Annotated in this window: 17 protein-coding genes; 3 read left to right on the top strand and 14 right to left on the bottom strand. The window is 68.0% G+C overall.

Features of this window, described 5'->3' with window-relative positions; translation table 11 throughout:
* Positions 1-13: 13 nt before the first annotated feature.
* The 4 genes from AC5RT8_RS15390 to AC5RT8_RS15405 all read right to left on the bottom strand — a co-directional run bounded on the left by AC5RT8_RS15390 (position 14) and on the right by AC5RT8_RS15405 (position 7,153).
* On the bottom strand, positions 14-808 hold the full coding sequence (locus AC5RT8_RS15390; RefSeq protein WP_494096591.1) for an Fpg/Nei family DNA glycosylase: 795 nt from the start codon (positions 806-808) through the stop codon (positions 14-16).
* 32 nt (positions 809-840) lie between these two features.
* Positions 841-5,730: an ATP-dependent helicase gene (locus AC5RT8_RS15395; RefSeq protein ID WP_494096592.1), complete on the bottom strand. Its 4,890-nt coding sequence runs from the start codon at positions 5,728-5,730 to the stop codon at positions 841-843.
* Positions 5,731-5,798: 68 nt separating this feature from the next.
* Positions 5,799-6,479 (bottom strand): DUF4232 domain-containing protein, encoded by a 681-nt coding sequence (locus AC5RT8_RS15400; RefSeq protein ID WP_494096593.1) that lies wholly within the window; start codon positions 6,477-6,479, stop codon positions 5,799-5,801.
* 101 nt (positions 6,480-6,580) lie between these two features.
* A complete protein-coding gene (locus AC5RT8_RS15405; RefSeq protein ID WP_494096594.1) occupies positions 6,581-7,153 on the bottom strand; it encodes a TetR/AcrR family transcriptional regulator in 573 nt (190 codons plus the stop codon).
* Positions 7,154-7,199: 46 nt separating this feature from the next.
* Here AC5RT8_RS15405 and AC5RT8_RS15410 point away from each other — a divergent pair, with 46 nt between their 5' ends.
* Positions 7,200-8,261, top strand: coding sequence for an NAD(P)-dependent alcohol dehydrogenase (locus AC5RT8_RS15410; RefSeq protein ID WP_494096595.1), 1,062 nt, complete (start codon positions 7,200-7,202; stop codon positions 8,259-8,261).
* 66 nt (positions 8,262-8,327) lie between these two features.
* On the opposite strand, the gene AC5RT8_RS15415 is transcribed toward AC5RT8_RS15410, so the two are convergent.
* From AC5RT8_RS15415 to AC5RT8_RS15425, 3 genes are all read right to left on the bottom strand, one after another.
* Entirely contained in the window at positions 8,328-9,044 is a 717-nt protein-coding gene (locus tag AC5RT8_RS15415; RefSeq protein ID WP_494096596.1) for a YcnI family copper-binding membrane protein, read from the bottom strand.
* Positions 9,045-9,113: 69 nt separating this feature from the next.
* The gene (locus AC5RT8_RS15420; RefSeq protein WP_494096597.1) at positions 9,114-9,734 is read right to left on the bottom strand and encodes a hypothetical protein; all 621 of its coding nucleotides are present in this window, start codon (positions 9,732-9,734) and stop codon (positions 9,114-9,116) included.
* A gap of 131 nt (positions 9,735-9,865) precedes the next feature.
* Complete coding sequence (locus AC5RT8_RS15425; RefSeq protein ID WP_494096598.1) at positions 9,866-10,321, bottom strand: 23S rRNA (pseudouridine(1915)-N(3))-methyltransferase RlmH; 456 nt, start codon at positions 10,319-10,321, stop codon at positions 9,866-9,868.
* Between the two features lie 113 nt (positions 10,322-10,434).
* On the opposite strand from AC5RT8_RS15425, the gene AC5RT8_RS15430 reads away from it, so the two are divergent.
* On the top strand, positions 10,435-11,298 hold the full coding sequence (locus AC5RT8_RS15430) for a patatin-like phospholipase family protein (protein ID WP_494096599.1): 864 nt from the start codon (positions 10,435-10,437) through the stop codon (positions 11,296-11,298).
* Between the two features lie 5 nt (positions 11,299-11,303).
* Here AC5RT8_RS15430 and AC5RT8_RS15435 read toward each other — a convergent pair whose 3' ends face one another.
* The gene (locus AC5RT8_RS15435) at positions 11,304-11,603 is read right to left on the bottom strand and encodes a hypothetical protein (protein ID WP_494096600.1); all 300 of its coding nucleotides are present in this window, start codon (positions 11,601-11,603) and stop codon (positions 11,304-11,306) included.
* Between the two features lie 49 nt (positions 11,604-11,652).
* Positions 11,653-12,000, bottom strand: coding sequence for a hypothetical protein (locus tag AC5RT8_RS15440; protein WP_494096601.1), 348 nt, complete (start codon positions 11,998-12,000; stop codon positions 11,653-11,655).
* A gap of 210 nt (positions 12,001-12,210) precedes the next feature.
* Between AC5RT8_RS15440 and AC5RT8_RS15445 the strand changes: the two genes are divergently transcribed.
* Complete coding sequence (locus AC5RT8_RS15445; protein ID WP_494096602.1) at positions 12,211-13,092, top strand: manganese catalase; 882 nt, start codon at positions 12,211-12,213, stop codon at positions 13,090-13,092.
* Between the two features lie 67 nt (positions 13,093-13,159).
* Here the strand turns inward: AC5RT8_RS15445 and AC5RT8_RS15450 are convergent, their stop codons facing one another.
* The 5 genes from AC5RT8_RS15450 to AC5RT8_RS15470 all read right to left on the bottom strand — a co-directional run bounded on the left by AC5RT8_RS15450 (position 13,160) and on the right by AC5RT8_RS15470 (position 24,703).
* Positions 13,160-13,933, bottom strand: coding sequence for a GAF and ANTAR domain-containing protein (locus AC5RT8_RS15450; RefSeq protein ID WP_494096603.1), 774 nt, complete (start codon positions 13,931-13,933; stop codon positions 13,160-13,162).
* A 127-nt stretch (positions 13,934-14,060) separates the two neighbouring features.
* Positions 14,061-16,046 carry a serine/threonine-protein kinase gene (locus tag AC5RT8_RS15455; RefSeq protein ID WP_494096604.1) on the bottom strand — a complete coding sequence of 662 codons (1,986 nt, stop codon included), beginning with the start codon at positions 16,044-16,046 and terminating at the stop codon, positions 14,061-14,063.
* 61 nt (positions 16,047-16,107) lie between these two features.
* Positions 16,108-20,439, bottom strand: a complete 4,332-nt coding sequence (locus AC5RT8_RS15460) for a type VII secretion EssC family protein (protein WP_494096605.1) — start codon at positions 20,437-20,439, stop codon at positions 16,108-16,110.
* Between the two features lie 59 nt (positions 20,440-20,498).
* Positions 20,499-21,842 (bottom strand): hypothetical protein, encoded by a 1,344-nt coding sequence (locus tag AC5RT8_RS15465; protein WP_494096606.1) that lies wholly within the window; start codon positions 21,840-21,842, stop codon positions 20,499-20,501.
* Positions 21,839-24,703, bottom strand: coding sequence for a hypothetical protein (locus AC5RT8_RS15470; RefSeq protein WP_494096607.1), 2,865 nt, complete (start codon positions 24,701-24,703; stop codon positions 21,839-21,841). The genes AC5RT8_RS15465 and AC5RT8_RS15470 overlap by 4 nt, the downstream gene beginning before the upstream one ends.
* Positions 24,704-24,803: the final 100 nt, after the last annotated feature.

Below are 24,803 nucleotides of genomic sequence, written 5' to 3' on the forward strand. Positions count from 1 at the left end.
GGCGGGGAGTGTCCTACCGCAGCGGCTGGCAGTGCGGACAGTAGTACAGGTCCCGCAGTTCCAGCTCGTTATCACCGAGAAGTTCATGCGCCACCTTTGTCCCGCAGCGCAGGCAGCCCCGCTGTTCCCGGCGATAGACCCAGAGCTGGTCCCGGCCTACGGCACCGGTGGTGATCCGGCGGGAACGGGACTTGTTGGCCTCGAGCAGCCGCTTGGACAGGTCCACCAGCCGCGGCAGGTCCGGCACGTCCGAGACCGGCGTCAGCGGATGGGCGCCGGCCAGGAAGCACAGTTCGCACCGGTAGACGTTGCCGATCCCGGCCATGATCCGCTGGTCCAGCAACGCCAGGCCGATAGGCCGGTCCGGTTCGGCGCGCAGCCGCCGCAGGGCCTCATCCGCGTCCCAGTCCGGGCCCAGCAGATCGGGCCCCAGATAGCCGACGGCGTCGTCCTCATCTTTCCGCGCCAGGACGCGGAGGAACCCCAGATCGAACCCGACGATCTGGTGGGTGTCTGTTTCGAGGACGGCGCGGGCCTTGAACGCCGGCCGGCGCCACTTCTCGCCCCGGGCATAGACATGCCAGAGGCCCTCCATTTTCAGGTGGGAATGCAGGATCCAGCCGTCCACCGGGTCGCCGCCGCGGATCAGCAGGTGCTTGCCGCGGGAGACGACGTCCTGCACCGCGGAGCCGGTGAAATCGGTGGTGGCGAACTTCGGCACCCGGATGTCGCACCGGGTGAGCTTTTGACCGGCCAGGACGGCGTTGAGGTCCCTCGCCGCCCGCCAGATGGTATCGCCCTCAGGCACTGTTCCTCCCGGATCGCCCTGGGGCCAGCAACTCAGACACGGTACCGGAGCCCCTTCGGTGTGGTGTAGAAACCTGCGGCGGTCAATGCACGGGCAGCCTCCGTATCGAGGATATCCGTGCCGTTGACCTTTTCGATGGCCATCTTCTCTGCCGCGCCCCGCCGGATGATCCGCACCAGCGCGGCGGCTGAGAGTTCCAGTGCAGCAGGTTCCTCGGTGAAGGTCAGCAGCGTCTTGCCGCCGCGTTCGGCGTACAGGGCCAGCTCGCCGTCGACCAGGACCACCAGAGCTCCGGCCTTGCGGCCGGGCCGGTGTCCGCCCTCCAGCGTGGGCCAGGGCAGGGCAGCGCCGTAGGGGTTGGCCGGATCGGTGGCGGCCAGCGCGACGGCGGACGGTTCGGGCTGCTTCAACTGTGCGTCTTCGGAGAAGGACCGCAGCCGGTCCACCGTGGCGGGCACCGCAAACTGGGCTGCACCGAGCTGCTCAATGAAGTAGCCGCGCCGGCACCTGCCCATCTCCTCCAGTCGGGCCAGCACCCGGTACAGCAGGGCGAAGCCGCCCGGCGTACCTTCGCTGGCCACGGAACCGCGGGTGACCACGCCGTAGCGGTCCAGCATCAGCTCGGCCGTGGCGTGGGCGTGCAGGGTGGTGTCGGTTTCCACCTCGGGGAGCAGGCTCCACCGACCGGCGACCAGGGGCGGCGCGTTACGCAGCGCGGGGGCCGTCGCGCCGCCGGCTGCCAGGCGCAGGGAATTGCCGGTCAATGACGCACCGGGCGCCCGGCCGAGACGTCCCATCCGTGCGGTGCGGGCACGCGGGGTCGCAGCCCGCTGTTTATGTGCCGTCTTCCCGCCGGAGAGCAGCGACCGCACCGGGGTGAACGTGTCATTGCTGATCCGGCCGGCCCAGACCAGTTCCCAGAGCGCGGAAATGACGTTCGCATCGGTTTCCGCGATTCCGTCCGCCGCCAGGCCGTCGCTGAGCTGGCGGAAGAAATAGGCGCCGCCGTTGCCCAGCAGTTCCAGCAGCCGCAGGTGTAGGCCGCCGGGTTCGAAATCGGGAGAAGGATTGAGTGTCAGCGGCGCGTTTTCCGCCAGATGCAGGGCAATCCATCCGTCATTACCGGGCAGCGAACCGCTGCCGGACCACACCACCTCACCCGTGGCGGTCAGCTCGTCCAGCATGGCCGGGGCGTAGTCGCGGACCCGGGAGCCCAGGATCAGCGGTTCCCAGGCCGACGCCGGAATCGGCACACCGGACAGCTGGTCGATCACGGTGGCCACGCCGTCGAGCCCGCGCAGCGAGGAGCCCACATTCTGCCAGGCCGGCAGGAACCTTCCGTAAGTGGCCGGATCCACCGGTTCCACCTCGGAACGCAGGGCCGCGAGCGAGCTGCGCCGCAGCCGGCGCAGCACCTCGACGTCGCACCATTCGGTGCCGCCGGGGGAGTTCGGGATGCCGAGGGCGGCCGGTTCAGCGGAACCGGCGTCCACGGCTGCGTCCGGGAGCAGCGTTTCGGCGGGACGGAATTCACCCTCAGCGACCCGCCCCTCACCGGCCAGGCGCTGCAGGGTGCCGGTGACGACGGCGACGCCGAGGCCCAGCCGCGCGGCGGCTTCGGCGGCGGTGAAAGGCCCGTGGGTGCGGGCGTACCTGCCCACCAGGTCTCCGAGCGGATCCGCGACGGGTTCGATAAAGGCCAGCGGAACGCCCATCGGCAACGGCACGCCGAGCGCATCGCGGAGCCGGGCGGCGTCTTCGATGGCGGCGTACCGGGTACTGCCGGCCATTCCGATTTTCAGGGCGCGGTTGGCGCGGACCAGCTGCTCGAGCAGCTCCTCGGCGTCGGCGTCGGTAGCAGTGGCCGGAGCCGGGTCCACAGCGGTCCCGGACCCGTCGGCGGCAAGTTCCACCGGCTGCAGGCGGGCGGCAACCTCCGCAACGGACAGCGGGCCGAGCAGCCGCAGCAGGTCCGCCACGCCCTCCAACCCGCGGGCATGGCGGTCCGGGGCCAAGCGCTGCAGTTCGCTTTCGATCCGGGCGATGATCCGGGCGTCCAACAGTTCGCGCAGTTCAGCCCGGCCCAGCAGCTCATTGAGCAGCGTGGGATCCAGCGAGAGGGCCGCGGCTTTGCGTTCGGCCAGCGGGGAATCGCCCTCGTACAGGAACGCGCCCACATAGCCGAAGAGCATGGACCGGGCGAAGGGCGACGGCGAGGGAGTGGTGGTCTCCACCAAGCGGATCTCGCGCCGCTCAATGCCGGAGGCAATGTCTTTCAAAGCCGGCAGATCGTAGACATCCTGCAGGCATTCCCGCACCGTTTCGAGCAAAATCGGGAACGTGGGGTACTTCTTGGCGACATCCAGCAGCTGGGACGAGCGCTGCCGCTGCTGCCAGAGCGGGGTGCGCTTGGAGGGGTTCTGCCGCGGCAGCAGCAGCGCACGCGCCGCGCACTCCCGGAACCGGGAGGCGAACAGCGCCGAGCCGCCCACCTCGGCGGTGACGATGGAGTCGAGTTCCTCGGGGTCGAAGAGGAACAGTTCGGCTCCGGGCGGTTCGTCTTCCATCAGCGGCACCCGCAGCACAATCCCGTCATCGGAGGCCATCGCAGAACCGTCCAGCCCGTACCGGGCGTGCAGCCGTGCCCCGACGGCCAGTGCCCAGGGTGCATGGACCGGCATGCCGTAGGGGCTGTGCAGGACCACCCGCCAGTCGCCGAGTTCGTCATGGAAACGTTCCACCACCAGCGAGCGATCGTTGGGCACCACATCCGTGGCCAGCTGCTGCTCGCGAAGATAGGTGATCAGGTTCCCTGCCGCCCACTCGTCGAGGCCGACGGCGGCCAGGCGTTCCCGGGCTGCGGCGTCATCGGAGCCGGCCATCTCGCGGACGAAGGCGCCCAGGGCGCGGCCCAGCTCCACGGGCCGGCCGAGGGAATCGCCCCGCCAGAACGGCAGCTTTCCTGGCTGGCCGAAGGCCGGGGAAACGAGCACCCGGTCATGGGTGATGTCCTCGATCCGCCAACTCGTGGCACCCAGGGCGAAGATGTCGCCGACCCGGGATTCGTAGACCATTTCCTCATCGAGTTCGCCGACCCGGCGGCTGTTCTTGCCCTCGGAATCGCCCACCAGGTAGACGCCGAACAGGCCGCGGTCCGGGATGGTGCCGCCGGAGGTGACGGCCAGGCGCTGCGCTCCGGGCCGGCCGGTAATGGTGCCCTCGGTGCGGTCCCAGACAATCCGGGGGCGCAGTTCGGCGAATTCGTCCGAGGGGTAACGTCCGGAGAGCAGGTCCAGGGTGGCGTCGAACGCGGAACGCGGCAGGCCCGCGAACGGTGCGGACCGGCGGACGACGTCGAACCATTCCTCCACGTCGATGGTTCCCAGCGCTGCGGCGGCCACGGTCTGCTGCGCGAGGATGTCCAGCGGGTTGGCCGGGATGGCCAGCGGCTCGATCTGCCCGGCCAGCATCCGTTCGGCCACCACAGTGGAATTGAGCAGGTCTCCGCGGTGCTTGGGGAACATCACGCCCTGCGAGATCTCGCCGACCTGGTGCCCGGCCCGGCCCACCCGCTGCAGGCCGCTGGCCACCGACGGCGGGGATTCGACCTGCACCACCAGGTCAACCGCACCCATATCGATGCCCAGTTCCAGGGAACTGGTGGCCACCACGCAGCGCAGCCGCCCGGATTTCAGGTCGTCCTCGATCAGGGCCCGCTGGTCCCGGGAGACGGATCCGTGGTGTGCCCGCGCCAAAACGGGGTTGTCGTCCTCGACGGCCAGATCCTCGCGCTTCAGCACGGACACCCCGGCCTGCGCCATGACCTGTGCCGGCGGCCGCGCCGGCGACACCGGCTGGGAGATCCCGTCCGTTCCGGTGGCCGCCTCCGCAGCCTGCAGCCGGAAGGCATGGATCTCATTCAGTCGGGCAGTGATGCGTTCGGCGAGCCGGCGCGAATTGGCGAACACGATGGTGGAACGGTTGGCCTCGATGAGGTCGACAATCTTCTCCTCCACATGCGGCCAGATGCTGGCCTGCGGGGCATAGCCGCCCTCCGCCGTGTCCTCCACCGAGGGAACATTGCCCAGATCCGACATGTCCTCCACCGGGACGGTGACGGTGAGGTTCCAGTTCTTCCGCGACTGGGGCGCAACAATGCGCACCGGCGCGTTGCCGCCGAGGAAGCGGGCCACCGTCTCGTGCGGCTCCACAGTGGCGGAGAGGCCGATCCGCTGCACGGGTTTGTCCAGCATGGCGTCCAGCCGGGCCAGCGTTACGGCCAGATGGGCCCCCCGCTTGGTTCCGGCCACCGCGTGGACCTCGTCCACAATCACGGTTTCCACCTCGGAGAGGGTGTCCCGGGCCTGCGAGGTCAGCATGAGGAACAGGGATTCGGGGGTGGTGATGAGGATGTCCGGCGGACGCGTCAGCAGGGCCCGCCGTTCATTCTGCGGGGTGTCCCCGGACCGGACGCCCACGGTGATGGAGGGCGCAGGCAGGCCCAGCCGCTTAGCGGTCTGGGTGATGCCGATCAGCGGCGAGCGGAGGTTGCGTTCCACGTCCACGCCCAGGGCCTTGAGCGGGGAGATGTACAGGACCTTGGTCTTGCGCTTCGGTTCACGGGCGCGCTTGCGGCCGGACGTTGTCGATCCGGGCGCCGGCAGGTCCGCCACCGGCAGTTCGGGGGCTGGCAGCGGGGCGGGAGCGGCGTTGGCTGCCGAGGCAATAAAGCTGTCCAGTGCCCAGAGGAACGCGGCGAGGGTCTTGCCCGACCCGGTGGGCGCCACGACCAGGGCATTGGCCCCCTCGGAGACGGCGTCCCATGCTCCCACCTGGGCGGGGGTGGGCGCAGCGAAGGCACCCTCGAACCATTCCCGGGTCGCGGGGGTGAATCTGCCCAGCACCGAAGACGCCGATGTCATGGCACTATTCTTCCCCACCCCGGTGACACTTTTCCCGCTGCCGCCGGGGTTCGGCTACGGGCCGAAAATCAGCGTGCCTGAAGGATTCCTACCTGCAGGAGTGCGATGTCCCTGTTGACGCATCCTGTGGAGGGGTAGTCGACGGCCAGCGAAGCGGTGTCCTCCGGCGGATAGACCAGCAGGGACGCCGTTTCATGGACCTGGCAGTCCCCGTATTTCTGGGCCACGGTTTCCCGGAGTTCCGCTGCCGCTGCCTGGCCCGGGGCCAGCGTGACGGGAACTGCTTCGGCACCCCCGGTCCGGGCGGCGGGTGCGCCCACCTGCGCTCCGGCGGCATCCAGGTAGGACACTCCGGGGTAACCGGCCACCGTGCAGGTGCCGTCTGCGGAGATGTTGGTCAGCACCAGGACACGGGAAATGCCGTCGGCTCCGGCACCGCCGGGAACATCCTCCACGGCACCGGCCAGCATGTCGGCGGTGCACGGCGTGGGGCCTGCAGCCGCGCCGCCCGTGGCTGCAGGCGACGAAGCCGGAGCAGGATCCGTCGAGGGCTCCGCAGAGGGGGAGGGGGAGGGGGCGGATGTACTCGCGCTGGGCGACGGGGACGCCGACGTGGTGCCCTCGCCGTCGTCGCCGGAGCCGCAGCCGGCAAGGACCGAACCGAACAGAGCCAACAAGGCCGCCAGGGCCAGTGCTGTGCGGGACGGGGAGGACTTTTTGACGGGAGAGGCAGCTGCCGGGGTGATCATGCTCTCACTGTTCCCGCCGCACGGTTTTGCGTCAATCCGCCCCGCCCAGTGCGGCGGATCGTCGCGAAACCGTTACGGATCGGTGCGGTCCGCGCCGGCAATTACGGAACGCACAGGCCGGATTTCACCACGGCGGCCAGCGCTGTCCGGCGCGTCTGATGGAGGGGGCCGGGATCCCCGCCGCCGGCGACGGCGGTGATTGAGGTCTGTGCCCAAGTGGATGCCAGTGAAATCAGGAGCGACCAGACATTCTCCGCATCGATATCCGAACGGATTTCCCCCGCCTGCTGCTGTTGCTCGATGTCGCGCAGGTGCGCCGCGTCATTTTCCTGCAGCCCGGTGTAGAGGTACCCCGCGGATTCACGTTCGAGGCGTTTCCAGGCAATGAGCCTCACGAGCGCCGGATCCGCGACGTAGTCGTCATACAAGCGCACGGCATAGCCGGCAAGGTCGCGCGCAGTGAAGGGAACCCGGTTGCTGTTTGCTATCACGTGCGAAGTGAACACCGCTTCGAACAGTTGCTCCTTGGAACCGAAATAGGCATACAGCATGGGCTTGCTGGCCCCCGATGCGGCGGCGATCCGGTCCACTCTGGCACCGGCAATACCCCGCGCAGCAAATTCCTTGGTGGCGGCATCAAGGATGCGGCGGCGGGTTTCCTCGGCATTGGGCATAGAAGGACTATATCTTTACTACCAACTAGTAGGTAGTCTCCATCTCATGGAAACCATAGCCCTTCAGTCCTTAACTCCCGACGGTCCTCTGGAGACCGCAGTGATCCGGCGGCGTCCGTTGCGCGACGATGATGTGGATATTCGGATCGCTTTCTGCGGGGTTTGCCATACAGACCTTCACACCCTGCACACGGGTGCCGGAGGCACCTTTCCGCTGGTGCCGGGACACGAGTTCATCGGGGAAGTTGTGTCGGTTGGTCCCGCCGTGACGCGGTTCGCGCCGGGGGACACGGTGGCAGTAGGTAATATCGTTGATTCCTGCGGGGTCTGCAGGATGTGCCGGGCCGGGCAGGAGAACTTCTGCGAGGAGTTTCCGACTTTGACGTACGGCGGGAAGGACCGCGTGGACGGGAGCTTGACCGCGGGCGGGTACGCCGGGCGGTACGTGGCTCGGGAGAACTTCGTTTATGCCCTGCCCGATGGACTCGACCCAGCCGGTGCCGCACCGCTGATGTGCGCCGGGGTGACCGTGTGGGAGCCGCTTCGGGCGGCCGGCGTCGGGCCGGGCACCAGACTCGGTGTCGTCGGACTGGGCGGCCTCGGGCACCTCGCCGTGCGGCTGGGCCGGGCACTCGGGGCGGAGGTCACGGTCTTCACCACCACCCCCGCCAAGGCGGCAGATGCCCGGGCCCTGGGTGCCGGGCAGGTAATAGTTTCGACCGATGCGCCGGGCATGCAGGAGAGCCGGGGCACTCTCGACGTTGTCCTGGATACGGTGGCTGTTGAGCATGACCTGGCTCCGTACCTGGGGGTACTGGACCTCGATGGCATCCTGTACTCCCTCGGCTATCTCGGCTCATTCACCTTGGCCACCACAGACCTACTGGTCGGGCGGAAGCGGCTGGCTTCCGCGGGCAGCGGCGGACACCGGCACACGCGTGAGTTATTGGACTTCTGTGCCCGCCACGGCATCGTGGCCGATGTTGAGGTTCTTCCGTGGAAGGAGGCGAACCTTGGCTTGGAGAGGCTGGCGCGGAACGATGTCCGCTACCGGTTTGTGCTGGACCTCCGCGGCATAGATGAAGGCCTGAAGCGCAAAGCCCGATAACGGCGATGCCCGTCCGCGCTCGGAGCTGGGACGGGCATCGCTGCGAAAGTCGCCGGAACGGAGTGGTTAGCCCCGGGTGCGGCTACGCGTGCGGATCAGCGCAGTGACACCGGCGGCAAGGCCGAGCAGGCCGGCCCCCAGCCCAACGTAACCGGCAACTTCGGCGGCCTCGGCCTCGGCGTCGTCGTCCCGGTCCTCTGCCGAAGCGCGTTCCGGTGTGGAATCGTGGTCGCCGTGATCATCGTCGTCGTCCGCGTCAGTGACAGTGATGGCAGGCGCGGGGGAGTCCAGGTCATGGGCGGACTGGCCGTCGGACGCAATCTGGGACCAGTCCGTCTCACCTGTCTCGCAGCGTTGCAGCACCGGGAAGGCGAGGGTGGTGTCCTCGGTGTCGGGCAGCTCGACGCCGAGGGTGATGGTGTCCCGCACGCCGTCGGGGAGCGGTTCCTTGGCCGTGTAGACAATCTGGCTGGTCCGGGAGCTGACCTGCGAGCCGTTGGGCAGGGTCAGCGGCTCGGCAAGCTTCTCGGTGACTTTCTTGATCTCCCAGCCGGCATGGGCCGTGGGGGTGGCGTCCGCCAGCTCGTCGGGAAGGGTGAACGTCAAAGCGGTGGTGGGGGAACCCTCGCAGCCGTGCGAGAGGTCGAAGGTCAGCAGGGCGGATTCACCGGCCGCGGTGGTGTCGGGGGTGACGTGGACGTGGGCCGCGGCAGGGCCGAGGCCGAGCGCCATCAGCCCGGCGGTGCCGCCGGCGGCAAGGAGGAGCGAGGAGGAAGTACGCATGGAAAAAGCCTTTCGATGGCGCCGTGAATGCGCCGGGGGGACCGCGGAGCGGCCGGGGACATAAAGGAGTTAGGCCAATGCGTACGACGGCGGTCCCCGCAGCGGGCGGGCGGAGCAGTACCGGGCGCGCGGGGTTCCCGCAGCCGGCCCCGAAATCACCGCAGGCCGCGGAGTCCGAAACGGAATCGGGGCAGCGGGCGTGAACAGCGGCCGCAGCCAGCCGGCCGTGGCATGCAGGGCGTCCTCGCCGCGGGCCAGTGCCAGTGCGGAGAGCAGCACGGCGGCCAGGTGCGCGAGCAACAGTGCCAGGCCGGAGTCGTGCTGCAGTGTGTGCAGGCCGGGAAGGGCACCCTGGGAGCCGGGCGGCCCGGCCGCCTCCGGGCAGAGAACCGCGGTGCCGTGATGCGTGGCGGTGCCGGGCAGGCACTCGACGCCGGAGGACAGGACGCGGAAGGCTCCGTGGAGGACCAGCTGGGCGGCGCCGAGGACCAGGACGAGGCGGCCTGCACGGAACCGGCGGCCTGCAGTGATGCTGACGCCGGCCAGGGTGAACGCCGCCAGGGCGGCGAGGAGGATCGGTTCGGGCAGGACTCCGCCGCCGGCCACATGTGCCCCGGCCGCCAGCGCGAAAACGACGGTGGTGGCGACGGCGGAGCGGAGCAGGCGGAAAGGGTCGTTGCGCTGTGGCATGCTTCCCTTTCCCGTCCCGCCGGCGCGGCATGGACCCTGCCGGTCTGCTGAAAAACTGCTCCTACTTTACCGTGCCGCCGGTGGGCCGACGGCAGGCACAATGCCGGGCAGGCCGCCGTCGTATTTGCGGATTAATCGTGGTGGTAGGGGCGCCCGCCGGCAATCTCCTGGGCCCGGTAGACCTGCTCCGCGAGGATCAGCCGGACCAGCTGGTGGGGGAACACCAGGGGGGAGAGGGACCAGACAAAATCGGCGCGGTCGTGGACGCTCTGGTCCACGCCGTAGGCCCCGCCGATGATCAGGGTGACGTTGCGCGAGGAATCCAGCGGCCTCTGCAAGGTCTGGGCCAGCGCCGGCGACGTGATGGCCTTGCCCCGCTCGTCCAGCAGGATCACGTAGTCGGATCCGACCTTTGCCAGCAGGCGCTCGGACTCTTCCTTCCGGGCGGCGTCGCCTTCCCTGGCCGAATGCGGAATGGGCACCCAGGTCAGGTCGAAGGGTTTCTTGAGCCGCTTTTCGTACCGGCGGATCCCGTCAACCACCCAGTCCTCGTGCTTGCGGCCCACCATCAGAACTCTTAATGCCATGCACCCATTCAAGCCCGGATCCGGCGCGGTCCGGTAACCGGAGAGTTCCCGGGCTTACACTGCGGGGACATGGATGGGTACTTCGACGGCGCAAGCCAGGAGGTTTCAACGTGGTGGATACACGTGCAGTGGTGTTGGGCGGCGGCGGTGTGGCCGGGATCGCCTGGGAGATCGGCTTGCTGGCGGAACTGCTGGACCAGGGCATTGACTTGAACGAGGCGGACCTGGTGGTCGGCACCTCGGCGGGATCGGTGGTGGGAACGGCGCTTCGCTTCGGTCAGGTCCCGGCTGCGGCGCTGGCCCAGGAGAGCGCCGAGGACGGCGCGGGTTCTCCGGATTATCAGGAACCGGACACGTTCGACGGCGAGCGGTTCATGAACGTGATGGGTGCGGCCGGTTTCGGCGGCGGCGGGGAGAAGGCCGCCCGGGCGCGGCTGGGGCAGCTGGCCCTCAAAGCGGAGACGCAGCTGACCGAGGACGCCTGGGTGAACAGCATCCGGTCGCTGGTGCCTTTCCCGGCGTGGCCCGAGAAGGCGCTGGGGGTCACGGCGGTGGACGCCGAGGACGGCAGCTTCACGGTGTTCAACCGGGAGTCCGGTGTGGATCTTGGCCTGGCGGTCACGGCCAGCTGCACCGTCCCCACGGTGTGGCCGCCGGTGCACATCAACGGACGGGCCTACATGGACGGCGGCATGCGCTCGGCGACCAATGCCGACGTCGCCGCCGGCTACGGCAAGGTGCTGGTGGTGTCGTGCGGCCTCGAGGCCCCGCAGAGCCCCTTGGGCCCCACCCTGCCGCAGGCATTGAACGCCATCGGGAAGGGCGGCACGCCGTTGCTGATCGAAGCCGACGCGCAGGCCCTGCAGGCTTTCGGTGCCAACATGCTGCTGGATTCCACCCGCCGGCCCTCCGTGGCGGCGGGCCGGCGGCAGGCCAAGGAGCTGGCAGACACTGTGCGGCGGTTCTGGGAAGACTAAGAGGCTTAGCGGGCGTCCCGGTGGACGTCGGCGTCCATCTGTGAGCCCGGTTCGATCACCACGCCGTCTTCGCGCTGTTCCACTCCGTCTGTCTGGGGCATCGGGTTTCCGGCGGGGGAAGAGGCCGAACCGGCGCCCGCTGCCTCGGCCTTTTCCCGCTCGCTGATGTGCTTGACGAGGTACTCAAGTTCGTCGCTGTACTGCTGCAGCCGGTCGGAACGGGACTCGCTGGCCAGGGCGAGGACCAGCTCGGTCTGGCGTGCGCGCAGCTGGGCGATAGTGGGCTGGGATTCGTTGGTGTCCATGCTTCATCCTATCGAGACCCTTGCCCCCGGTTGCCGGGGCCGGCAAGGGCTAGTGTTCGCCGGTGTTCCGACGGGGTTGGCGGGCAGTGCCGGTTTCACGGTCCCTGCCGTCTTCACGGCTGTCCGCTGCCCGGCGCCGGCTCACATCGGCGCTGTAGGGGGCACGCGGCCGGGCCGGAAGTTGGTCGATGAGCTCGTTAGCGGCGTGGGCAAGGATGTCCCGCTGGAGCGGAGGCAGGGAGAGTGAACCGTTGATGTAGGCGTCAACCTCGTATTCGCCGGCCGCTCCGCCGATGCTGAAGTACTTCATCCATACCTCGGCCACGCTTAGCCGGGCGTCGTCCAGTGCCTTCTTGAGCAACTTCCGTTGCTCCGGCTCAACCGCCTCGATGTCCATCTTCTGCCCCTAGCCGCATTGGTTGGTACCGGGACTGGTGATGACCCGCCCGCCAAACGCCGGCAGGGACCGCCAGCCGGCGGCTTCGGCTCCCATACTATTACTAAGTTTGCTTATAAGTTGTCCCCTGCGATAGGTTTCACATACTGGCCCGGGGCCGCCATAAGAGGCGGCCCACCCATATTCCGGGCCTGATATGCGGAGGTGAATATGTTCTTTCATAAGCAAGAACTTCAATTCAAGGCGACACCGGACAAGCCGGATGCCGTCTACGCGCGCAAGCTTCAGGAAGTGCTCGGCGGACAATACGGTGAAATCACCGTAGCAATGCAGTACGGATTCCAGTCCTGGAACTCCCACCTGCCCGGTAAGTACCGTGACCTGCTCTACGGCATCGCAGCCGAAGAAATGGGCCACGTGGAAATGCTGGCCATCATGATTGCCCAGCTGCTCGAAAAGGCACCCCTGGGGATCACGGACGACGCCGTACAGTCGGATCCGACCATTGCAGCTGTGGTGGGCGGCATGGACGTGCAGCACGCCATTGTTGCCGGTGCCGGCGCCCGTCCCGTGGACAGCAACGGCAACCCGTGGACGGCCGGTTACGTCACGGCCAGCGGCAACCTGCTGGCCGACTTCACGTCCAACGCCAATGCGGAAATGCAGGGCCGCCTCGCGGTTGCCCGCCTCTACCACATGACCGATGACAAGGGTGTGCGGGACCTGCTCTCCTTCCTCCTGGCCCGCGACACCATGCACCAGAACATGTGGACCGCTGCCGCCAAGGAACTTCAGGAAGAGGGCCACGAGCTGCTTCCGGTGCCCAGCAACTTCCCGATCAAGAAGGAAGAGCGCGAAGTGTCCTACCAGTACCTGAACTTCTCCGATGGCAAGCACGCCTCCGAGGGCTCCTGGGCTTCCGGTCCCACCCCGGACGGCAAGGGCGAGTTCAGCTACCACGAAGGGCCGACGACGACGGCTCCCATGCCGGACGTCACCCGTCCGGACGCCCGTTACTACGGCACCACCGACATCCCCAATGTCGTGGAGAAGGTTGCCGGTACGGTTCAGGACAAGCTGAACCGCGAGTAACTTCGTAAACAGGAAATGCCCGGACGCCGTCGGCGTCCGGGCATTTTTCGTGGTGCAAAGCGGGTAATTACTGCCGGAAATGCGTGGTGGCTTCAGCCTCCGAAACCGCCGCCACCACCCGCTCGGCGATTCGCCGCAGTTTGATATTCCTGCTGCCGGAAGCCGACACCAGTATGTTGAAGGCTTCGTCCTGGCTGCATCGGTTCTGGGCCATCACGATTCCGACGGCCAGATCGATGACGGTCCTGGAATCCATGGCGGCACGCAGGTCCGAGGCGTGCTCGCTTTCGGCGGCCAGGCGGGCGGCCAGGCGGACGGGCTTGTTGATGCGGCCCGCGTAGTCCTGGACCTGCTCGATCGTTGCAGCGTCGAAGTGCCCCGGCCGGGTGCTGTACAGGCTGAGAGTCGCCATGCCCTCCGTTTCGAGGTCCAGCGGAAGGGCCAGGACCGACCGCATGCCGGCCTGCTGCACCATGGACACGTACTGCTCCCACCGCTTTTCCCTGTGCAGATCCGGGATGTAGACCGGAGTCCGTTCCTGGATCACGGTCAAGCAGGGACCGTCAGTGAATTCATACTGCAGGTCGTCCAGGGTGGCGGCGGGTGAGCCGCTGTAGGCCGCGCGGACCGGTTTGCGGTCCCGGGTAATGGTCATGGCGCATTCGAGCGGGCTCACCGGAATGGAAAACGCCCGGGCCGTCAGAAGGGCCAGTTCATGAAGAAACTCCTGAACCGTGAGATGAGAAAGCGTCAGGTCATGCAACCGTTCCACGAGGAAAAGGTCCAGGTCATCTGCCGTGTTTTTCCGGTCTTCAGCCGACCGGCCCGTGGGGGTTTCCACTGGAGCACCTACGTTTTGTGCATCCGCTCTTATTCCGGTCATTCCTATTTTTTACACCATCCAGCCGCGGTAAGTTTGCTTGCCATTTGATGTTCAATGTCGGGGGCTCCGTTCCTATTCCCGAAGGCTAGGGGCCGGCGTTTTCGCGGGACGTGATGGCGAAGCCGGGAGACTGCAGCTCGGTGAAGTTCCCGACGCTGGCGCGGACGGTGCACTGCGGCGAGATCTGCAGCGCCGTGACCGTGAGCCCCGTACCGTCCACCGCCAACGCCCCGCCGCATCCGTCCGAGAACCGCAGCCCCTCCTCGCCGCCTGTCACTGCCGTCAGCATCTGCGACGGCTGGCCGGACGCCGGGCTGACATAGAGCGGGTTCAGCTCGTCGGCACCGCTGGCCCACACCGGAACCAGGGTGATGGTCAACGGGCTGGGCGTCACGACGCGGGCCGCAGTCCGCACCTCCACGTCCATCAGGCGCTGGACCGGGTACGCGGTGCTCTTGACCTCCGCATCGTGCGTGGCCGCCGTCGTCGCGTCGGATCCGGACTGCAGCCACGCGTCGAGGGCCTCCTGGTCCTCCGGTGCGACCGATACCGTCGCCGTAACGTCCACGGAGCCGCCGGCCGGAATCTCCAGGCCGGAGAGCTTCCATCCGCAGTCGGCATCCAGGCCGGTTACCGACGCCTGGTTCCGCTTCACTTCGGCCCCCTCCCAGGTGACGGCCGGGCAATCGCTTCCCTCGGCCAAGCCGGGAATGACTTCGAGGAAATCACCGGACAACGGTGCCTTCTGCGCTGCATACCCCACCGTCAAGCGGGTCTCGCCGGAGGAGGGTTCAAAGGTGGCGTCCCGGGAAATCGTCAAACCGGTGGGCAGGGTGGCATCCTGCAGGCGCGCTGAAAGCCGTTCCCCGGCCGCCGGCTCCTCCTCCTTGGGGCCGTCGCCGGGGGCCAGGACAACGAACCCCACGACCATCGCTGCGACCAACACAACCGCACCGCCGATCAGGAACAGGGCCTTGCGGGTCCGCCAGAACGGGGCGGCTTCGGTCTCCTCGGACTGGGTCTCGGCGACCGGACGTACTTCACGGCGTGGCATCGCGCGCACAATGGTCGCGTTGCCCGCCTCCCCGAGTTCCGGGACCGCCAGGTCCGCATCCGACGGCGGGGCGGCCGACAGGGCGGTGAGCTCGTCGTCGGTGAAGGCGCCGCGGACCATGGTGGCGGGCCGTTCGACGTCGTCGAATTCCGCCGGAGCCTCGCCCCGGTCCAGGGGGGCGCTTCCGGTGAGGCGGGGTGCCAGGCGCCGGAGGGTTGCCGCCGCCTCCGCCGCGGCGGGCCGTCGGGCTGGATCCTTGGCCAGCAAGGTCTCCAGAACCCGCCACACCTCGTCGTCCACCGGAATCCGCGGGGGACGGGAGGACACATGGCGGTACGCAACGGTGAAGTCAGTGCCCGGTCCGGCGAAGGGTGTGCGGCCGGCCAGGAGTTCGTACAGCAGGACGCCGGCGGAGTACACATCGCCGGCCGGGCCGGACCTGCCGGAGGTGATGAGTTCCGGCGGCATGTACTGCGGGGTGCCGATGAGGCCGGTGGTCTGGCGGATCCGTTCGCCCACGACGTCGGAGATGCCGAAGTCGGACACCCTCACCTGTCCGGGTGTCCATTCGGCCCAGGGACGGGTGAGGAGCACATTGTCGGGTTTGATGTCGCGGTGCGTGACACCTCGGGAATGGGCGAACGACAAGGCATCGAAGACTTCGGCAGCGACATTCAGCGCGTCTGCGGGGGGAAGCGGGCCGGCGTTCGCAACGGCGTCGCGCAGTGACCCGCCGGCAACGTAGTCCATCACGATGGCCAGGCGGGCACCCTCCACCACCATGTCGCGCACCGTAACAATGGCGGAGTTCTGCAGCTCAAGCAGCACGGACCGCTCCCGGACAAACCGCTCCACAATCGAAGGATCGTCGGCATGTTCCGGCCGCAGGACCTTGGCGGCATACGTGCCGCCGTCGGCGGAGGTCACGGTCCAGACTTCGCCGACGGCGCCGGAACCCACCCGCTCGCCGAAGCGGTAGGACGCGCCCAGCGCCTGTCCCGTCTGTGCGAATTGCATCCCGTACTCCCCAACGCCGCTGATCTGATTTTCCCGGGACCCGTGAGGGCCTTCCTGCATCCTAGGCGGTCACCGCCGCGGAACCCTCCTCGGGGCTGATTGACTGGATCAGTGCCATTTGTCCGCCCACGCCGATATAGCCGCGGCCGGTGGTGATCGCGACGGGTGCCTTGCGCGGGAGTGTTCCCCCGAGCAGTTCGCCGTCGTAATCCACGTCAGGCTGCAGCAGCACCCCGAGCCGGGATTTGCGCAGCGTCTTGGTCCAGTGGCTGTACAGGCTGCGGAGGTCCGCCGAGCGGCCTGCCGCAATGACGCAGACTCCCGGCTGCGCGGAGGCGAGCAGTCCCGTAATGGACTGGTCCGCATCGTCCACGCGTTCGGCGTCGTCGATCAGCAGGAACACCGGGGTGCGCTCGAGCCGCAGGGAAGCCAGCAGTGCCGGCACCTCGTCGGCCCCTACCGCCACCCGGTCGAGATCGGCGGTGGCCAGCGGGGAGCGGCGGTCACAGATGCCCCAGACCTTCGCCGGGCCCTGGGAGGAGGAGGCTCCCTGCAGGGCGGCGGCCAAGGCGAGCAGCAACGTTGACTTGCCCGACCGGGCCGAGCCGGCGATCAGTGCGTGCTCACCTTCGTAGATTTCCAGATAGGCAGGTGCGAAGTCCGCTTCCCGCATACCCACCGGGACGAGCCAGGGTTCGGAATCCAGCCGCGGGGCCACCTCCAGTTCCGAGAGCGTGATGTTGGCGGGCAGGCGGCGGATTGCCGGGGTCTTGGCCGGGGCTTCGGCCCAGCCCTGCCGCACCACGTCGACGGCGGCTTCGAGGCCGATACCGGGCGTGGCCACATGCATCTGCAGTTTCGTGCGGGGATCCACGCAGCGGCCCGGAAGTTCGGCGGGGATCTGCTTGCCCCGCACGCCGAGCGAGGAGTAGTCGTAGGTGTCCGCGAGGCGGAAGAGCCACCGCTGCAGTGTCACCTCGTTCATGGCGGTGGGAATTGCTTTGGCCCGGGTGGTGGACACCGCAAAGGAGAGTCCGAGGGCGGGACCGTCCGCGTATGCGCGGAACAGGATGTCCAGCAGCTGCTGGCCCTCGTAGTCCTGGAATTCGTCGCGGAGCGAGGCCAGGCCGTCCAGCAGCACCACGGTGCGGCGGTGTCCGTCCGGGTCCGCGCGGCGGCGTTCCAGCTCCGTGCTGAGGTGCCGCAGGAAGCGGGCCTGCTGTTCCTTGGCGCCGCCGCCGGTGCCCACATACGCCGTCGTATGCGGCAGGCGTGCCAGCGGCTCAAGCCCGCGGGAGCCCATGTCCAGGATCATCAGGTCCAGGTCTGCCGGATCGGTGTCCTTGGCCAGGGCCAGGGCGATGGAGGCAAGCGTGGTGGTGGTGCCGGAGCCGGCCACGCCCATCAGCATCAGGTTTCCGATCGACATGTCCCATCCCGCCGCGGACTGGCGCTGCAGCTCCGGTTCGTCCATCAGCGTCACCATGACAGTGGAACCGCGGACACCGCCCACCCGCGGGAGGATCCGGGTTTCGGGGCCGGCAGGTGCCTCGGCTTCTTCCGCGTCTTCCGGTTCGGCGCGGAAGCCTTCCAGCTCCACCCGCTGGCCGAGGGCCTCCGGCCAGACCTGCCGCGGCGGGGCGTATCCTGCCTCGGTGTTGGCTTCGACAACGGCCTCGATCAGGAGATCCAGGTCATTCTCGTCGGACACCTCGGACCGGGACGGTGCCGCCGCGGGAGCGGGGACACCGAACTGGCGGATTTCACGCACGTCCACCGATGCTCCGCCGCCGAGCTGGGCCCGGCCGGTCACCAGCGCTGTCTGTACGGGCGTGATGTCGTCCTGGCCGAGCTTCACAAAGGCGCGGCCCATCTGGGCGCGGCCGATCGCTGAGGCAGCGGGCACCCCGATGACGTTGTTGGAGTCCTCGCGGCTCTGCACGCGCAGGGCCACCCTCAGGTTCGTATTGGCGAGGATGTCATCATTGACGACGCCGGCAGGGCGCTGGGTTGCCAGGATCATGTGCACGCCCAGGGTTCGGCCCACGGCACCCACGCTGACGAGTGCCTTGAGGACGTCGGGGAAATCCTTGGCCAGCATCGCGAACTCGTCAATTACAAGCAGCAGCCGGGGCATGGGCTCGGCCGGGTTCGTGGCCAGGTACGCGTTGAGGTTGTCGATACCCTCTCCGGCCGCCGCGAACACCCGCTGGCGGCGCTCCATCTCCGCTTCCAGGGCCAAAAGGGCGCGGTCGGCCAGCTGCTCGTCCAGGTTGGAGATGGTGCCGATCGTGTGCGGCAGGCGTTCACAGGCCTTGAAGGCAGCCCCGCCCTTGAAGTCGATCAGGATGAAGTTCAGGCGCGTCGGGTCGTTGCGGGCGGCGAGGCCGGCCACCAGGGAGCGCAGGAATTCGGACTTGCCGGAGCCGGTGGTGCCGCCCACCAGCCCGTGCGGGCCGTCCTTGACCAGGTCCAGGCTGAGATCCCCGTTTTCGCCGGTGCCGATGGGGGTGGAGATGCCCGGGGAGGTCTGCCACAGCCGGCGGATGGCGGCCGCATCGGGCCGTTCGTAGCCCAGCAGCGCGGGCAGCCGCACGAGGGAGGGCAGCGAGGCGCCCGGGACGCTCAGCTCCGGGTCGTCGAAGTGCGCTACGCGCATGGCGCACCGCAGCGCTTCCTCCCGGTCCAGGCCCGCCAGGATGATGTCCTCCACCCGGGTCAGGTCCTCCGGCTGCTCCAGCGTGGCCGCCGAATCCTCGCCCACCCGGATGATCGTGGTGCAGGAGGCCGGCAGCTGCTCTTCGGAGGTGGCGATGACGATGCCGGCCACCCTGGATGACTGCTGCTGCGAGGTGAAACGCGACCCGGACTCCGAGCGGCCCATTCCGAGCAGTGCGCGTGCCGGCGCGTCCCGGCCTTCGGTCAGGACCTCGGAGTCCAGCACCACCAGCAGCGCCGGTGTGGGCAGTTCCTCGACCGAGTCCTTCATTGTGCGCAGCATGGCCACGCTTGACTCGCGGTGGGCAGACATCCAGCGCTGGCCGGTGCTGCTGCCCGCCTGCCGGGTGTGGGGCAGCCACGACGCCCATTCCCATTCATCTGCCCGGCCGGGGTCGCAGAAGACGCCGATGGTCAGGTCCGCCGGGCCCACGTGGACGGCTGCCTGCGCCAGCAGGGAACGCGCAAGCGCGAGGGCACCCTCACGCGGGCCCACCATGCCCACCACCCCGGCGTTGCTCAGGTCCACCAGGACGGGCGCGGCAAGCAGCCGCGCGGCGGCGAGGGAGTCCTTGACCTTGGGATCGAGCCGGGGCGCTGCGTTGCGGTCCACCTCCGGCTTCCAGGGGACGTCACCGGTGCCGGCGTGCAGGGCCAGGAAATCATCCGACTCGGCACGGCGCTGCCACAAGGAGGTGGCCGGAAGGGCCGGGCGCCGCAGCACGGTGGCCGGATCCGGGATCATCTGGTGGCGACGGGCGGTCTCCGCCTCGGCAGCCGTACGGATCTGCTGTTCGAACTCTTCCAGCGCCCCGTTGAAGCGCTCTTCCTCTTCCTTGACGCCGCGGTCATGCCGCCGCTTCTGCTCGAACCACATGCCGATGGCCATGACCGGGCTCAGCAAGGCAAACAGGGCGAAGCGCATGCTTCCCAGAACCATCACCATCGCGCCCGCCATCACCAGCGGTGCCAGCACCGTGATATAGCTGAATTTGTTCGCCGGGGGCACGTCCTGACGGGTCGGCGGGACCAGGGGGTCGCCCTCCGGCGCCTTCCCGGGACGGGGCGGCCGGTTAAAGGGCGCGGTTCCCGCCGGGGTGAGGTTGTGCAGGGTGCCGGGCGCCGGTGCGGGACTTTCGTCCAGGCTCTTGCGCAGGAGCAGCACCGTGCCGCCGGCCGTGACCGTAGCGGTGTCCTCAACCAGGATCCCGTCTTCACCGACCTTTTCGCCGTTGACCAGCGTGCCGTTGGTAGAGCCGCAGTCCACTACCCGCAGCCCTTCTTCCTCCCTGCGCAGACGGCAATGGTCCCAGGAGGCACTGTCTGCAGGAAGGGTGAGATCTGCATGCGGAGAGCGCCCAATGAGCATCTCGCGTCCCTGCGGCACTTCGATCACACTGCCGGCACGCTGGCCCCCGGCGAGGGTGACACTCCAGCCGCGCACCCGAGCAGGCGCCGGCCAGGGTGCCCGGGAAATGCGGCTGCCTTCCAGGAGAACCAATTCCGAGACGGGCGTGGAGGCGCGCACCTCGGACTCGTCAACGAACACTGCCTCGCCGGGGGCGAGGCGGGGCCCGCCCGCCGTCTCCACGAGATCCGCCAACGTAGTGGCCGGCGCAGCGTGCGCCACCTCGCACTCGAAGCGGCTCTCGTCCAAATCGATCAGCACACGCACCGGGGCGGTCCTTCCATGGTGGAACAGTGGCCCGTCCATTGAGGGACCGGGCAGGGTCGTTAGGGAGTTGCCGGAGCAGGTACCCAGACGAGGCGGGGAGCCTCGCCATCGGCAGGCCGCAGCCCGAGGTCCTGGGGAGAGGCATAGACCGGGACCGCCGAAACGGCCAGGGCATCGGACTGCGAGAAGTCCAGCGCGGAACCGGCCATGCCCTCGCCCGGGCCGAAGGACATGGTGCGCAGCATTGCACCGACTTCCGCCGGATCACTGCTTTCGGCGGCAGCAGCCGCCCGTACGAGGGCGACGACGGCGTCGTGGCTGGCGGTGTCGGCTGCCCAGGCGTCCCCGGAGAACGGGGCATCAACCGTGAGGTTGTGGACCGTGGACTCACCGGCAGCCAGACGTACAGCGGACAGGAAGGCAGACATGCCCCGGCCCTGGGCGTCCTGCCGCAGGGCGGTCCCGTCGCCGTGCGCCGGGGCAATCGTGACCAGCTGCGCGGAGGCGCTTCCGTCAAGCTCGGTTAGCGCGGTGGCAAAAGCAGGCGCGGCGGCCCCGTCCGGAAGGATCAGGGGGACGGAAACACTGCGGGACTGCAGTGCCTGGACCAGCCGTGCCAGCCGCTGGGGGGTGGCGGCCGAAACGACAACCGCATCTGCAGGCTCGGCAACATTCATGGCCTCGGTGCCTTCGGGAGCATCCTCGGGAAGGGGGAGCGGCTGGTCGCCGGTCTGCACGGCGGCGTCCTGGGCCAGGGCCATGATGTCCTCGTAGTCCCCGAGGTTGAACGTTTGTGCCGGCTGCACCGATGCGGGGACGGGCCCGCCGTCGTTCACGAGCAGCACCCGGCTCTTGCCTGCCAGCGCGGCGCCCAAGGCGCCTTCGACGGAGGCGGCGGACGGTTTCGTGGTCCAGGTGGAAGGAGCCGGGTCCGCCGGTGCGGCGTACGGAAGAATCGCCGGGAGGCCGAGCTCCTCGGCGGCCTTCGCCGCAGCCGCCGCCTGCGGTCCGGTGCTCGCCACGACAATGCCGGAGACCCCCTGGTCGGCCAGCGCGCGGACTGCGGCGCGGGCGCCGTCCTCGGTTCCGCCGTCGTTCTCGGTGGGGAGGGCGACGGCGGCGCCGTCCTGGGCAAAGCGGTGAGCGGCGACGACGGCGCCCTGCGCCGCGCGGTTGTACTCCGAGCCGGGCTCGCCGGAGGATCCGAACGTCATGACGACGCCGATTGAGAAGTCCCCCGGCAGGCCGTCGGCGTCCAGCGACACGGGAACCGTGGCCGCCACCGGGTCCGGCTTGGGCGCTTCCTTAGGGCGGTGCAGGGTGGTGGCCAGCACGATTGCCGCCGCGGCAACCACCACCACCCCGGCAATGATCAGGGTCAGGAGCTTGGTTCGGGAGTTCATTCGCCGCCGCCGATCGTCAGCGTGTACAGGGTCTGCGAGGTTGCGCCGTTGGGCACCTCGAGGTGGAACGCGGGCAGCTCGTCCACGGCCGTGAGCGAGGCCTTGAACTGGGCCTGCCGCAGCAACAGCCCGGCCACATCCTGGGAGCGGATATTGGCGTAGCCTTCGGCATTCTGCGCGGCAAGGGCCAGCTGGTAGTCGGCGGTGTCCGCCTTCGCAGCGTTGGTGGCCATGGAGCCGAGCAGACCCGAGCCGTTGACGGAGCGGTCGCCCAGATCCAGCATCACCTTGTTCAGGCTGGAGGACAGGAGGGCATTGGCACCCTCAACGTCCCGCGTGGAGCCGGTGGTGGTGGACGCGATGCTCGCCAACGCCGATTCGGTGCTCTCGGACAGGGCTGCGGCCAGCGCATCGCCCTCCTCGTTCAGCTCGCCGCGCTGCTTGTCCACGGTTCCCTTGGCGTCGTCCACAACCTCGTCGGAGGTGGACTTAAGGCCGGCGATGGAGCGGTTGAAGGCGGTGGTGACGTTCTTGGTGCTCTCGTCGCCGATGTCGGTGACCTTGCGGGTCTGGGTGTCGATGGCCTTGCGCACTTCGCCTTCAGTATCCTCGGAAACGTCGGCCAAGGCCTTTTCGACGCCGTCGCGGAGCTCGTCCTGCCGGGTCTTTACGCTCAGCAGGTTCTTCTGAACGTCGTCGGAAGCTTCTACAGCGTCGCTAAGCGTTCTTTTCAGTCTTTCGAGGCCGATCCTGGTGCCGGTGGCGACACCGTCGAGGTCGTTCACGGCCTGGGTAACTGCCTCAAGCTCGGTATCGAAGCCGTCAATGGATGCGTCCAAGGCCGTGAATGCCTGGTTGATGGCCTGGTCCGGATTGGTGGTGTCAGTGAGCTTCAAAACCTCCGCCCAGGCTGCGTCCTGGCCGGTGAGGCGGTCATCCAACGGTTCCTGGAACCCGAACGGAGGCGTCAGCTCCTCGGCAGGGTTGCCCTCGTCATCTGTTTCGTCGCACGGAACGGAGGTCAGGTAGGAGCGGAGACGCTCAGCATCCCTGACGGACAGCTCGCCATCTCGGGGCTCTTCACGGGCTATCCGGCACAGCTCATCGGCAAGTGCCTGGTTTTGGTCCGTCATGGAACCGTCCAGCGGCAACCCCGCGGTAAGTTCCCCCTGCGCATCCTCCGCAAGAGTGCTGATTCCGGCCAAGTTGTTCCGCAGGCCGTCAATACTGCTGCGTGCAGCCGCGGACGCATCGCGGGTGGTATCCACGGATGACTGGGCCGACGCCTCAGCGTCCGCAATGGCACTCCGCACCTTGGCCAAAGCAGTCTTGTAGTCCTCAGGGGTTTCCGGTCCGTCGAGGATCGCTGTGAGCTGGGCCTGCGCCTCACCCAGGGTAGCTGCGGAGGATTCGTGGTTCGAAATGGCTGCTTCGACCACCTTCGGCTCAAGCTTATCCACGAGTTTTGCGCCTTCTGTGGCCAGGCCGGCAAGCGCTCCGCCGATAATCACCTCGGAGTCGAAGAGGGAGCAGGTCATGGAGACGGCCTCGCGGCGCTTCTCCGCGACATCCGTCCGTTCCGCTTCGCAGATCTCCGCGGAGGGTTTCTCGGGGCCGATGGCGGTTGTGAGTTCACCGGCCACGAAGTTGCGGCAGTCCGCGCTCACCGTCGCATAGGCGTCCAGCTGCGAGGCCATGGTCAGGATGCTGCCGTACACGGTGGCGGACTGCTGGGGTTTGGCCACGGTGGCCTCGCAACCCTCGTTGGTGACCGTCACAGTGGGCGGCACTGCGCTGGTGTCGCCCAGCATCGAATCCACGGCCGCAACGGTCTGCTGCAGCTGGGACATGGTGACCGACTCGGTGCCCTTGGTGGAGGCTTCCAGATCGCCGCCCAGGACCGTCAGCTGGTCTTTCAGGCTGGCCATGGTTGCTGCCAGCGATTCGGAGTTGTTGCTGAGCTCCTCCGCGGTTCGGACACCCAGGGTCTGCGACGTTTCCTGCAGGTTCCTGCGGACTTCGGTGATGGTGGACCCGGCCTTGATCAGGACGGTGTTGACGTCCGCCACCAGATCGATGGTGCGGCGCTGCAGATCCATTTCCGAGCCGGCACCGGAGGAGAAGGCCGCGGCAACCACGCCGTCCGCGGTCATGTCCGTATTGAGGCCGGGCTGAACAGCCACTTCAATGGCGGGCACCTGGAAATTTTTGACGTCGGCGACGAGGCGCAGGGTGGCGCTGGCGCCGGAACGCGGCGGAGCCAGCACGGTGGCCCACTGCACCACGGTCGCACCGTCCTCGGTGCTGCTCAGGACGCCGTTGGTGCCGGTGGCACCGTCCGCGGAACCGGGGGTGATGTCATCAGCCCGCACCCCGGGGAGGGTGGTGGACGCAGCGACGGTGAGGGGTGCTCCCACGAGCGTGGTTTCGGAGAGTTTCCGGCCGGCGGCGTCGTACTCGATGACCTGGGGTTTGACCGTGAGGTTCTCCAACGTCAGATCGATTTCGACCGGCCCGGAGTGACCCTCGAGCTCGGCAAGGTCCGAACCGGACTCCTCGCCGGCACGGTATTGCAGGCTTACCCGTACGGGCAGCTCGCCGACCGTCTCGTCGGTGTTGTACTGCGTATCCGCAGCCGAGGAACTGCCGTCAGCAGCGACCGAGATGGTGGTGCCTTCGATGGTTTCCACGCCGGCAGCCTTCGACAGGTCCACCCGGACGTTCTGCAGGAGCTTGACCGGGTTGGATACCGGCTCCGGCTCGGGCTCCTGGGTGCAGGATGTGGTGGCGATCAGCCCCACAGCGATCAGAACGGCACCCAGCCGCCGGCGGGGTGCGTCGCTGCGCCCCGGTTTCTGCATGAGTGTATTAGGTCGTCCAGGCATGGTGAATCGTCCCCCTGTTGCGTTCGCTGTGCCTTGAGCATCATAAGGGGTACGGCAAAGAAAATCTGCTAATCAT

Source organism: Arthrobacter sp. Ms25, from assembly GCF_059090365.1.

Excerpts from the sequence above, each read along its gene's own strand:
- AC5RT8_RS15395 (WP_494096592.1), bottom strand. The coding sequence starts at position 5,730 with ATGACATCGGCGTCTTCGGTGCTGGGCAGATTCACCCCCGCGACCCGG.
- AC5RT8_RS15400 (WP_494096593.1), bottom strand. The coding sequence starts at position 6,479 with ATGATCACCCCGGCAGCTGCCTCTCCCGTCAAAAAGTCCTCCCCGTCC.
- AC5RT8_RS15405 (WP_494096594.1), bottom strand. The coding sequence starts at position 7,153 with ATGCCCAATGCCGAGGAAACCCGCCGCCGCATCCTTGATGCCGCCACC.
- AC5RT8_RS15410 (WP_494096595.1), top strand. The coding sequence starts at position 7,200 with ATGGAAACCATAGCCCTTCAGTCCTTAACTCCCGACGGTCCTCTGGAG.
- AC5RT8_RS15415 (WP_494096596.1), bottom strand. The coding sequence starts at position 9,044 with ATGCGTACTTCCTCCTCGCTCCTCCTTGCCGCCGGCGGCACCGCCGGG.
- AC5RT8_RS15420 (WP_494096597.1), bottom strand. The coding sequence starts at position 9,734 with ATGCCACAGCGCAACGACCCTTTCCGCCTGCTCCGCTCCGCCGTCGCC.
- AC5RT8_RS15425 (WP_494096598.1), bottom strand. The coding sequence starts at position 10,321 with ATGGCATTAAGAGTTCTGATGGTGGGCCGCAAGCACGAGGACTGGGTG.
- AC5RT8_RS15435 (WP_494096600.1), bottom strand. The coding sequence starts at position 11,603 with ATGGACACCAACGAATCCCAGCCCACTATCGCCCAGCTGCGCGCACGC.
- AC5RT8_RS15440 (WP_494096601.1), bottom strand. The coding sequence starts at position 12,000 with ATGGACATCGAGGCGGTTGAGCCGGAGCAACGGAAGTTGCTCAAGAAG.
- AC5RT8_RS15445 (WP_494096602.1), top strand. The coding sequence starts at position 12,211 with ATGTTCTTTCATAAGCAAGAACTTCAATTCAAGGCGACACCGGACAAG.
- AC5RT8_RS15455 (WP_494096604.1), bottom strand. The coding sequence starts at position 16,046 with ATGCAATTCGCACAGACGGGACAGGCGCTGGGCGCGTCCTACCGCTTC.
- AC5RT8_RS15465 (WP_494096606.1), bottom strand. The coding sequence starts at position 21,842 with ATGAACTCCCGAACCAAGCTCCTGACCCTGATCATTGCCGGGGTGGTG.
- AC5RT8_RS15470 (WP_494096607.1), bottom strand. The coding sequence starts at position 24,703 with ATGCAGAAACCGGGGCGCAGCGACGCACCCCGCCGGCGGCTGGGTGCC.